10 protein-coding genes are annotated in these 11246 nt (G+C 68.9%); 4 read left to right on the top strand and 6 right to left on the bottom strand.

Features of this window, described 5'->3' with window-relative positions:
• Positions 1-117 precede the first annotated feature (117 nt).
• A complete protein-coding gene (locus ACFWPS_RS53100) occupies positions 118-3114 on the top strand; it encodes a family 78 glycoside hydrolase catalytic domain (protein ID WP_383721607.1) in 2997 nt (998 codons plus the stop codon).
• A 79-nt stretch (positions 3115-3193) separates the two neighbouring features.
• Here the strand turns inward: ACFWPS_RS53100 and ACFWPS_RS53095 are convergent, their stop codons facing one another.
• Both ACFWPS_RS53095 and ACFWPS_RS53090 read right to left on the bottom strand, forming a co-directional pair.
• A complete protein-coding gene (locus ACFWPS_RS53095) occupies positions 3194-3385 on the bottom strand; it encodes a zinc-binding dehydrogenase (protein ID WP_383721604.1) in 192 nt (63 codons plus the stop codon).
• Between the two features lie 6 nt (positions 3386-3391).
• Positions 3392-3571: a hypothetical protein gene (locus tag ACFWPS_RS53090; protein ID WP_383721601.1), complete on the bottom strand. Its 180-nt coding sequence runs from the start codon at positions 3569-3571 to the stop codon at positions 3392-3394.
• 430 nt (positions 3572-4001) lie between these two features.
• Between ACFWPS_RS53090 and ACFWPS_RS53085 the strand changes: the two genes are divergently transcribed.
• Positions 4002-4328 (top strand): hypothetical protein, encoded by a 327-nt coding sequence (locus ACFWPS_RS53085; RefSeq protein ID WP_383721598.1) that lies wholly within the window; start codon positions 4002-4004, stop codon positions 4326-4328.
• On the top strand, positions 4319-4525 hold the full coding sequence (locus tag ACFWPS_RS53080) for a hypothetical protein (RefSeq protein WP_383721597.1): 207 nt from the start codon (positions 4319-4321) through the stop codon (positions 4523-4525). Before ACFWPS_RS53085 ends, ACFWPS_RS53080 begins: the two co-directional genes overlap by 10 nt.
• Before the next feature lie 1063 nt (positions 4526-5588).
• Here ACFWPS_RS53080 and ACFWPS_RS53075 read toward each other — a convergent pair.
• The 3 genes from ACFWPS_RS53075 to ACFWPS_RS53065 all read right to left on the bottom strand — a co-directional run bounded on the left by ACFWPS_RS53075 (position 5589) and on the right by ACFWPS_RS53065 (position 8972).
• The gene (locus tag ACFWPS_RS53075; RefSeq protein WP_383721594.1) at positions 5589-7274 is read right to left on the bottom strand and encodes an MFS transporter; all 1686 of its coding nucleotides are present in this window, start codon (positions 7272-7274) and stop codon (positions 5589-5591) included.
• Positions 7275-7422: 148 nt separating this feature from the next.
• On the bottom strand, positions 7423-7905 hold the full coding sequence (locus ACFWPS_RS53070; protein ID WP_383721591.1) for a MarR family winged helix-turn-helix transcriptional regulator: 483 nt from the start codon (positions 7903-7905) through the stop codon (positions 7423-7425).
• A gap of 275 nt (positions 7906-8180) precedes the next feature.
• Positions 8181-8972, bottom strand: a complete 792-nt coding sequence (locus tag ACFWPS_RS53065; protein WP_383721589.1) for an SDR family NAD(P)-dependent oxidoreductase — start codon at positions 8970-8972, stop codon at positions 8181-8183.
• 335 nt (positions 8973-9307) lie between these two features.
• On the opposite strand from ACFWPS_RS53065, the gene ACFWPS_RS53060 reads away from it, so the two are divergent.
• Positions 9308-11017, top strand: coding sequence for an MFS transporter (locus ACFWPS_RS53060; RefSeq protein ID WP_383721586.1), 1710 nt, complete (start codon positions 9308-9310; stop codon positions 11015-11017).
• Positions 11018-11090: 73 nt separating this feature from the next.
• On the opposite strand, the gene ACFWPS_RS53055 is transcribed toward ACFWPS_RS53060, so the two are convergent.
• The coding region (locus tag ACFWPS_RS53055; RefSeq protein WP_383721610.1) for an aldehyde dehydrogenase family protein at positions 11091-11246 on the bottom strand (156 nt) is incomplete at its 5' end.

Raw genomic sequence — 11246 nt, 5'->3', positions numbered from 1 at the left:
ACCGCAGCCAGCTCCTCAGCCATCACACCCGCTCAACAACACAGGCAATCAAGGAGACACGCCACCGGCGAGTGAACCTGACCAGGCCCTACTAGCCACTACGCCGGCAACACCTGGGTGGACGACGGCACCTCCGAGCCCGACTGGGGGGTCAACTACTACGACCCGCAGAGCGAGACCAACCCCACCACCGCCGGCACGCGCAGTGTTCCGGTCGGCACGGTCACCCTCCCCGCGTCCACCGGGCTGACCAAGGACACCTGGGCCATCCGCGACCACACCGTGCAGGTCGCCGTCCAGGGACTCACCGCGACCACCACCGTCAACGGCGTCGTGGTCGACAGCCGCACGCTCGTCGGCGACCAGATCCGCCGCCACGGCAGCTTCGGCTTCGCCGGCGGCACCTCCGCCACCATCCGCAGCGTCGAGGTGACCGGCGCCGGCGCCCGTGACTTCTCCGCCGACCTGACCACGGGCGCCAACCCGTTCGAGAACGGCATCGCCACCCTCGCCGGTCTCACCTTCCCACCCAAGAACCCCTACATCCCGTCCAAGAACAGCATGCTGCCCATCGCCAACCCGGCCCCGGTACTGCGCCGCGCGTTCACCCTGCCCCGCGGGCGCCGCATCGCCAAGGCCCGGCTGCACCTGAGCGCCGCGGGCAACGTCAGCTTCACCGTCAACGGCGCCCCGCTCACCGTCGACGGCAGGCGGGCGAACGCGGGCCGGACCAACGTGCCCCGGCTGCTCACCGACCAGAGCACCTACGATCGCACGGTCCTGTACGACACCTTCGACGTCACCGCGGTGCTGGAGGCCGGCCGGGAGAACGTCGTCGCCGCCGAGCTCGGCCGCGGCTGGTACGGCGTGACCACGCCCCAGGAGTGGTACTGGCAGCTAGCCCCTTACGCCGGCCAGCCGCGCCTGCGTGCGAAGCTCGTCGTGACGTACACCGACGGCTCGGCCACCACGCTCGTCACGGACCGGGACTGGCTCGCCGCCGACGGGCCCACGACCTTCGACTCCGTCTACTCGGGCGAGAAGTACGACGCCCGCCGAGCCGAGGAGCTGGGCGACTGGCGCTCCGTCGGCTACCGCACCGGCCGAGCCTGGCGTCCAGCGGCCGTCCTCATTCAGCCGGGCAGTTGCGTGAGTCCTTCGCCGAAGTACCACGGCCGACTGCCCGCCACGACGATCCCCGACGGCTTCAAACCCGCCGTCCTGCGCGCCCACGAGGCGGAACCGGTGCTGGTCAGCCAGATTCTGCAACCGGTCTCCCTCACCGAGACGGCGCCCGGCTCGAAGACCTGGATCCTTGACTACGGCCAGATTCTGACGGGCCTCGTCCGCCTCGCGCTCACCGACGTACGCCCCGACAAGGAGGGCCTCACGCTGCGGATCCGCGGTGGCAACCGCATCGCCGGCGGCGACGGCACGGCCTCCTCCCCGCTCTCCGTGGAGGAGGAGAACTTCCAGCACGACGCCAACCTCCAGACGCACTACTACACCCTCGGCAAGCGGCCCACGCAGACCTGGGAACAGCAGTTCAGCCACTTCGGCTTCCGCTACCTGGAGGTCATGAACCTCGAAGCCGTCCTCGGCCGCACCCCCGACCTGAAGCGGGACGCCGACCTGCTCACCGTCGGCGTCGCCCGCTCCGGCTTCACCCGCACCGGCACCTTCACCACGGACAACGCCCTGCTCAACCGCCTCCAGCGCAACCTGGAGTGGGCCGAACAGAACAACCTGGTGCAGAAGCCCACCGACACCCCGTCCCGCGAGAAGAACGGCTGGACCGGCGACGCCATGGCCAGCTCCGAGTCCGAATCCCTCACTTGGGACGTCAACGCCCTCTTCACCAACTGGCTGCGCCACTTCCCCGACAACCAGATCTCCACAGGCCAGCTGCCCATGTTCGTCCCCATCGCCAAGGGCGGATACGGCTACGACCACACCCCCGGCTGGAACGCCGCGTGGAAGGCGGTGCCCGCCTGGGACTCGGCGTACTTCGTCATCCCGAGGGAACTGCACACGTACTACGGCAACAGCAGCCTGTTCGCCGAGCTCTACGACCACCAGGACACGCTCCTGAGGTACTACGAGACGCTGTTCACCGCCGAGAACGACTACAAGTTCGAAGCCTCCCTCGGCGCCTACTCCGGAGCAGAGAGCCCCGGCAGCAACGCCGTCATCAGCCTCGCCTTCTACATCCACTTCTGCGACTACATGGACGAGGTGGGACGCGCCCTCGGCCGCACCGAACGCGCAGCCCACTACGCGAAGCTGGCGCGCACCCTGCGCAAGGCCTTCATCGCCAACTACTGGGACGCCTCCCAGGGCTACTTCACCCAGGGCAGCATCTCCAGCGAGAACACCCTGGCCATCGCCTTCGACCTGGTGCCCGGCTCGGACCTGAGCCCCGACGACCCCCGCTACCTGGGCGGCTCGAAGACGCTCGCGGAGAACAAGAAGGCCCTCGCGAAGCTGCTCGCCGACCGGATCGTGGCAGCCGACCAGCACATCCAGAACGACATGTACGGTTCGCGCTACGAGTTCAACATCCTCAGCGAGTACGGCTACACGGACATCGCCCTCAAGGCCGTCACGCAAACCGGCGTGCCCGGCTACGTCTACCAGATAGCCAAGGGCGCCACCTCGCTGTGGGAACAGTGGACCGACCGGCTCTCGGTCAACCACCACTACCGCTCCAACGTGGCCACCTGGTTCTACCAGAGCCTGGCGGGCATCAGACCGACCGCAACTGCCTACGAGACGCTGCGCATCCGCCCGTACATCCCCGCAGCCGCGGTCAACAGCCGAGTCCCGAAGGACACGCAGGACACCGACCTGTCGCCCGCGACCCTCGACCACGTAAGCGCCTCGATCGACACCGTGCGCGGCAAGGTGTCTTCTGAATGGCACCGCCGCTCGGACGGGAGGATCGATCTGGCGGTCACCGTCCCGTACAACACCGAGGCCGAGATCTGGGTCCCCACCCAGAACCAGCCCGTCACCGCACCCCGGGGCGCCGCCTTCGTCCGCGACGACACCTCCGGAGGCGCGGCCTACAAGGTCTACCGGGCCCGGGCGGGCTCATACCTCTTCAACGCCTGACCGGTCGAGCAGGTGAACCACTGCACCGTGCCGTGGTGGCGGACCCGGCACGGTGCGGTGGGGCCGGTGGGCGCCGTGCTCAGGAGATCAGGACGATCTCGCCTCGGGCGCGCCGCTGCTGCAGTGCCGCGAAGGCGTCGGTGACGCGGTAGAGGGGATACGTCGCGGCGATCATGATCTCGACGGCACCCGGGGCGACCAGGTCGACCAGCTCCACCAGGTCCCGCGTGCGGTCATGTTGTGGCGGCCGTCGGTCGCGCCTGATCTCCACAGACGGTCACACAGCCGACCGGCGCAACTGCGCGGCCGCGCGCTCCAAGTCCGCGGCGGAATCGCCGACCTTGGTCACGGGGGTTCCGCTGCCGAAGTCGATGAAGGAGTTGCCGTCCGCGTCGACGATCACCCCGCCACCGGCCGCCTCCACGAACACGGGCAGGACGGCGCCGATGCCGGCCATGTACCACCTTCCGCTGACGGGTCAGCGGTTCACGGGAGTGCGGGCCGGGGATCTCGCTGACGACACGCTGGACCCGAGCGAGGTCGGGACCGTCGACCTGCTGGGAAACGCCGGACATGAAACGTGCTCCGGATACGGAGGGTTGGGGCCGCCGAGCCAACCAGGTTCGGGGCTCGTCCAGTGCCGCACCGCGAGTGCAGTCCCCACCCTGGCGGTCCGGATCCTCGGAGAAGCGTGCGGGGACGGAGGACCAGATGCGGCAGGCCGCGGTCAGCAGCACGGCGGCAGGCGAAGAGCAGCCAGCTGGTGGAGAACTGGGTTCTGTGGCGGGACGCCCGCGACTGGGAACGGTTCGCCACCGCCTGGCATCCGGCAGGTGTTTGAGCGTCACCCGGGTGCAGCCCCAGCGCGAACACGTCGGACCTGCCCCGTGGCGTGCACGGGCCGCTTCCATGACTTCCTCTTCCGGGACGACGACGAGTGGACGCTCGTTCTCAGGCAGCCCGTCTACGGGAAGGACCGCCTGGACGTGGCCGACCCCGCCGTCTCCTTCAAGCCCGCCCCCGAGCTGCTCGCCCGGTTCCCGTTTGGCTACCGCCACCTCGGCTATGTGCAGACGAAGGCCGGATTCACGCTGAAGCTCCGCTTGACCGGCCTGGCCCACCGCCCGGTGGCGGCTCTCCCTGTGAGGCCGTCGGCGATCACCAGGTACTGCGGCTCACCCAGGGAACTCCTTGCCCGGCCAGGATGCCGATAGCGAAACCGCTCTCCGCCTGGAACGAGCCCATCAAGCAGGACGGTGGGCGAGCGCAGCAAATCCTGCAGCGCCGTATTGATCAGTCCGTCGCCGAGTACGAGGTGTTCAACGCCCTCGAAACGTCCTGGGGCGGGCTGTGCGCCCACGTGCGCGAAGGCTGGACCATCGGTAAGCCTCCGTACGGCTACCGGGCCTAGCACTACCGCCACCCCAGCCCCGTCAAGGCCGAGCATGGCGAGACCAAGTCGCGCTTGGAGACCGACGGCACCCTCGCGGAGACGATCACGCAGGCCGCGGTCGCGCACTGGCGCTACTACGAACGCCTCGGCTACGCCACCATCGGCGCCACGAAGGCACGCGTTGCGTGGAGCAAGTCGGTGGTGTGCGAGATCCTGTGCGCCCCAGGTATACGGGCTACCAGGTTTTCAACCGGCGCGTTCGCCGAGGCCGCAGCGGCGCCCACAGCGACCCGGCGCTGTGGGTGTGGTCACCGGAACCGGTGCACGAGCCGCTGATCCCGAAGCGGATGTACGACGAACCCGCCGAACGACGGCAGGAAGGGCGCGGCTCCCGGGCCGGCAACGCCCTCGACACCCGTCCGCAGACCCGCCGCACCTATGTCCTGCGCGCATGCTTCTGCACGCCTGCGATCGGCGGATGTCCGGGCAAACACCGCGATGGCATCACCTACTACAGCTGTCAGCCGCAGGCCTACAACCGAGGCCGCCCCGACGCGTACGCCGGCCACTCACGACCGTGTACCTGCGCGAGGACGCCGTCCTTGAAGCGATTTCAGCCTTTCGCTCGGACTGCGTGTTCGGCCCCGCGCGCCGAGAGTCGCTCGCGGCGGAACTCCGTCGATGGCTGCGCAGCGAGACAGCGACAGGCCGAGCGAGACCGGCTCCAGCGCACTTTCGACTCACTCTCGATGCGGCAGGCGAACATTCCTCGCCAGGCTGAGGCCGCCGGTCCCGACGACCCGTTCGCCAAGGGCCTGTGCGAGAGCTACAACCGACTGGAATCCGAGCAGACGGCCCCTCCGACCTATCGGAGGTGGACGCAGCCGACGCCGCCGAGCCCGCCCGTCCGACTACGGAGGACGCGGACCTGCTCGACGGTCTGCCCTATCTGGCACTCAACCTTGTGAACGCTCCCGAGCAGCTGCTCAGGTAGTTGTTCGAGGTCCTTCAGCTGATGGTCCGGCTGCACTACGACCCGGAGGAGGCGACGATCCGTATCACGCTGCCTGCCGATCTGATGTCAGACGTCGCCACGACCGCTGACATTGATGCTGGTGGAGGACCGGACGCCGGTCGCGGCTGGGACGGCGGCCGGGCTCGGTACCTTCGCCTCATGCTCGGTGTGCTCGTGGGTCTCGTCCTCCCGGCCTCGGAGGCCCAACGCCGCGAGGGCGGCGCCCACGAGGGCGAGGATGCCGGTGACCAGGACGGCGGTGTGGACGCCGTTCATGAAGGCGGTGTGGCTGCCCTCCACCACGGCCGCCCTGAGCTGCGCGGGCATCGCGTCGGAGACCGGGGCGACGCCCATCGCGACCGCGTCCTTCGCTTCCTCGAAGCGGGCGGCCGCCGAGTGGGGCACGCCGGCGTCGGTCAGTGACTCCGTGAGCGTGGAGCCGACGCGGCTGCTGATGAGGGAGACGAGCACCGAAGTGCCGAGCGCGCCGCCGACCTGGAGCGAGGTGGCCTGCAGGCCACCCGCGATGCCGCCGTCCTTGACCGGGGCGTTGCCGACGATCGCGTCGGAGGACGCGGCCATCACGATGCCGACGCCGAGACCGAGCGCGACGAACGGCGGCCACATGATGGCGTACGAGGAGTCGGCGCTCCACGAGAGCATCGTGAACGCGGCGCCGGTCTGGAGCACCATCCCCAGCGGCATGGTCAGGCGCGGGCCGAACTTCTCGGTGAGCTTCGCGCCGAGCGGCGAGGCCACCATGGAGGCGAGGCTCAGCGGCAGGGTGCGCACACCGGACTCGACGGGCGTGAAGCCGTGCACGTTCTGGAGGTACAGCATCACGAAGAAGATCGCGCCGAGCAGGACGAAGAAGTTCAGCGCGGTGACGAACACACCTATGGTCAGGGCCGGGTTGCGGAACAGCCGCATAGGCAGGAGAGGGTGCGCGACGCGGGTCTCGTACCAGCCGAAGAGGACCAGGACGACGACACCGCCGACGATCGCCCCGAGCGTGCCGGCCGAAGTCCAGCCCCACGTCTCGCCCTTGACGACGCCGAAGACGACGGCGATCAGACCGAGCGCGAGCAGTACGACGCCGGACACATCGAACTTCTCGCTCGCCGCCGCCTCGTTCCTGGACTGCGGCAGCACCACGAGACCGAAGACCAGGGCGATCACGCCGATGGGGGCGTTGATGTAGAAGACGGTCTCCCAGTTGACATGCTGGACGAGGAGTCCGCCGACGATCGGGCCGAGCGCGGTGGCGACGGACGAGATCATCGCCCAGATACCGACCGCCATGCCGAACTTCTTCGGCGGGAACACCGCACGCAGCAACGCCAGCGTGTTGGGCATGAGCATCGCACCGAAGAGACCCTGCACGGCGCGGAAGGCGATGACGCCCTCGACCGAGCCGGCGAGGCCGATCGCGACGGACGCGACGGTGAATCCGACGACGCCGACGAGGTAGACCGTGCGGCGCCCGAAGCGGTCGCCGAGCTTGCCACCGAGGATGAGGGCAGCGGCGAGGGCGAGCAGGTAGGAGTTGGTGACCCACTGCAGTTCGGCGGTGGTGGCGCCCAGGTCGCGGGCGATCTCGGCGTTGGCGATCGAGACGACGGAGCCGTCGAGGCCGACCATGAACAGGCCGAGCCCGACCGCGATCAGCGTCAGCCAGGGGTTGGCGCGAAGACCGCGGGGGTGGGGGTCGGACACGGGAGTGGACGCTGTGGAAACAGCGGTGACAGACATGTGTGAGCTGTCCTCGTGACGTGTGGCGCGCGGCTGGGGCGCGTGGACATGTGGGGGCGAGTTGTGTGTGGGCTGTACAGGGGGCAGCACACCGAGCCCTGCACAGCAGCGGCAAGGGCGATAGACGTACGGGAGCCGGACCGAACGGTCAGGCGGCGGAGTCGTCGCGCAGGCGTCGGATGAGAGCCTCAAGGGCGCCGAGCGCCGAGCCGAGGGCGTCGCGGTCGCCGTCCGTGAGAGTCCGCAGCGCGGCCGCGAGCTGTCGCGCCGCGACGTCCTCGGCCTGGCGGATGCGTTGACGCGCCACGGCGGTGACACGCAGGTGCGCGACGCGCTTGTCGGTGTCGTCCTGGTGCCGTTCCAGCAGGCCCGCGTCGCTGAGGCGGGTGACCAGGGCGCTGACGTTGTTCGGCATCATCCGCAGCGCGTCGGCGGCCTTGTGGACGGTCGAGCCGTCGTGCTCGGCGACGTACTGGAGCAGGGCCAACTGCCGCTCGGGGAGCTTGGGGTAGGGCAGTCGCCGGTCGATGCTCTGTTTGACGGACCGGTTCAGCGCGGGCAGGCACGCCACGAGGCCTGCGGCCACCTGGTCGACGCCCTGGCTCGGACGAGCCTCACTGGTTCCGGTCACGATCCCAAGTTACCTATGACAAGAAACCTATGTCAAAATACTAATTCCCCCCTGGCGGTCGGCCTGCCTCCTGGCGTCACCTGATCATCCGTGTGTCCCCGTACCGTGCCTGAGCCGGTGCTTTCCCGGAGGATGGTCAGTGCAGCGGCGCGTTTACCCAGGTCAGGGATCAAAGCCCGGCTGGCGTCCTGCCGGCGCTCCGGGGCCGCGCCGGTCGGTGCCTTCACCAACCGGGCCAGCCGCGTAAGAATCCGCGATCGAGTGATCCCATCGCTCTACCGTGCGGATCTGGTGAGGGGGCGCCCACTCCGAAGAGCCCTTCGGCGGCGCGTGCTTCCGCCGTCTGCGACGACGATCTGCCCCGTGATGAACGCGGCGTCGTCGGAGGCGAGAAACGCCACGACGCCCGAGACGTCGGCCGGCATCTGCACACGCTTGATGTTCTGCGTCCGCACGGTCTGCTTGAAGAAGAACTCGCTCGTCTTCTCCGCGGCCGTGGCCGTCCGGACCAGGCTCGCTGCGACGCCGTTGACGGTGATGTGGTGAGCGGCGAGGTTGGCGGCCAGGACAGAGGCGAATCCGTTCAGCGCGCCCTTGGCGGAGACATAGGAGAGAAACGGAGGCGGCGGAGTCCAGTAGCTCGAGGACGTGATGTTGATGATCCGTCCCGACCCGGACTCCTTCAGGTCGGGCAGGAACGCCCTGGAGGCCGGGAAGGGGCCGTCCACGTTGACGGCGAAGGTGCGACGCCATTCGTCGGAGGTCACGTGGTCGATATCGGCCAGCAGAAAGACAGCCGCGTTGTTCACCAGGATGTCGGCGGCGCCGAGCTCACGTCGGACCCGGGCGGCGAACCCGTGGATGGCGTCCTCGTCCGAGATGTCGACCTTGTCGCTGAAGAATCGCCGACCGGTTTCCGCGACGAGGTCCCGCGTCTCGTCGGCCGGATCGATGTCCGCGACCGCGATGTCCGCTCCCTCCGTCGCGGGTCTGCGGGCGATCTCCTGCCCGATGCGCGTACTGCCTCCGGTCACGACGGCGGTCCTGCCCGCCAGCCTCCCAGCCATGAGTCACTGCTCCTGCCGGGCGGCAGCGGCACGGCCGTCCTCCAGGGATCGTGTGCGTCGAGACCGAGGATCGGCGGCGGCTTGTTCGTCTAATGAACATGACCGTTGAGGGTGACTGGGGTCACTCCTAGCTTGACGCTGCTCAGCCGGTCGGCCAGCGCGCCGAGCGTCCTGAATCAGGTCCGGTGGAAGGGCGGCGGCGCGGAGGCGCTCCGCAAGGCCCAAGGGCGGCACGGCAGCGGTGTTGCCGGGATGACCGCGACAAAAACACCCACAGCAGGGTCCGGCAGCGGACGCCGGTTCCGACAGCAGCGCATTGCGCCAAGGAGTCGTCCATGGTTCAGATCGATTCGCCCAAGGCGGCAGAGGGAGAGGGCGGCAGATACACCCTGACCTCGGGCACCCTGGTCGCGGTGGTTCTCGCCGTCTGCCTCGCGCAGATGGCCCTCGCCGTCCCTTCACTCATCAACGGGCTGATCCAGCAGGATCTCGCGCCGTCCTCGGCCCAGCTGACGTGGATCACCGACGCCTTCATGCTTCCCGTGGCCGCGCTGGAGCTGGGCTTCGGCGTGTTCGGTGACCTGTTCGGCCGCAAGCGGCTGCTCGTCGGGGGCGCCGCGCTCATCGCGCTCGGCTCGACCCTCGCGGTCCTGGTGCCGGGTTCGGCATACTCGACCGACACTCGGGTGACGTTGCTGATTCTTGCCCAACTCCTCAGTGGCATCGGGGCCGCGGCCATCTTCCCGACGAGCCTCGCCATGGTGGCGGCCGGCACGCACACCACCGCCACCCGCGCGCGTGGCGTGGCGATCTGGGCCGCCGCGCTGTCGATCGGCGGTTTCCTCGGGCCGCTGCTGGCAGGCCTCTCTACCAAGATTCACAGCGGCTGGGCCGGGAACGCGAACTGGCGCTGGGCCTACGTCGGTGTCCTCGTCATCGCCGCGGTGAGCGCGTTCCTGTCGCTGGCGATCGCCCGCAACTCCTCCTCGCCCGAGGGCCGATCCCTGGACTGGCCGGGGCAGATCACCTCGGCGCTTGGCCTGTTTGCTCTGCTGTACGCCGTGATCCAGGGCTCCGAGAGCGGCTGGGGGAGCCCGCAGATCGTCATCGCGTTCGTCGCCGCGGCCGTGCTCCTCGGGCTGTTCGTCTTCGTGGAGAACCGGGCGGACGCGCCGCTCCTTCTCCTGAGCGCGTTCAAGAACCGGGCGTTCGCCGTGAACTCGGTGGTCACCGTGATCGGTATGTTCGGCTTCCTGGCGATCATGTACTCCACCAGTATCCGCCTCACCATCATCCAGGGAATCAGCCCGCTGAAGGCCTCCGTCGCCTACCTCTTCTTCGGTGGCATCGGGCTCGTGCAACTGCCCCTCACCTCCAAGCTGTTGGAGCGGTACAACCCCCGGTGGGTTCTCTTCACCGGTCTGATCCTCGTAGGCGCCAGCGGGCTGTGGTTCGCCGGCGTTCCGACGAGCGATCGGGCACTTGGCGCCATCGTCGGGCCTCTGATCCTCGCGGGCGTCGGCTCGGCACTCGCCTTCGCCGCCATCAGCGCGGTCGCGGTCAACACGTTGCCCAACCACCTCGCCGGCATGGCAAGCGGTGCCACGAGCACGTTCCGGGACCTCGGGTTCGCGCTCGGCCCCGCGATCATGGGTGCCGTCGCGCTGGGCCAGGCTGCCAAGGAGATCGCCCGCAAGCTGGCCGACAATCCTGGTCTGAGCAAGGCCTATGCGGCTTTCCAGGCCGCTCCGGCCCATGCTCCCGCGGATCAGAAGCCGCAGCTGGAGGCGGCTGTGCACGCCGTGGGATCGGGCCCGCTCGGCGCCAACTCGGTGCCCGCCAGCATCACCTCGCCGGACGGTCAGGTCATACCCTTCAACCCACTCAAGGACGTCGCTTTCCACGCCCTCAGCAGCAGTTACTCACTGGCGTTCGTGCTCGGTGGCGTGGCCGCTCTGGTGGCGGCCGCACTCACCCTCGTGGGCGGGCACGGCGGCGTGGACCAGGCTCATCTCGACGACGACCCGCACACCCTCGACGGCTGACCGCATGACGAACGCGCCGGGGCCGGGACACGGGTAGCAGGTCGGCCAGGCGAACCGGCCGCCCGCCGCGACTTCACCTCCTCCTCAGGAGCGGCAGTCGCGGCGGGCCACGGCGTACAAGACACAACGATCGACAGATGCCGGACTTGATCCGGCGGGCGACGTCGAGTGCCGCGGCCGCGTCCTTGCCGAAGACCGCTGCGGAGAGTCCGTACTCGGTGTCATTGGC

The sequence above is a fragment of the Streptomyces sp. NPDC058457 genome, from assembly GCF_042720695.1.
Classification (GTDB): domain Bacteria; phylum Actinomycetota; class Actinomycetes; order Streptomycetales; family Streptomycetaceae; genus Streptomyces.
Note: the sequence above shows the minus strand (reverse complement) of the source record. Positions and strands in the feature narration are given on the sequence as shown.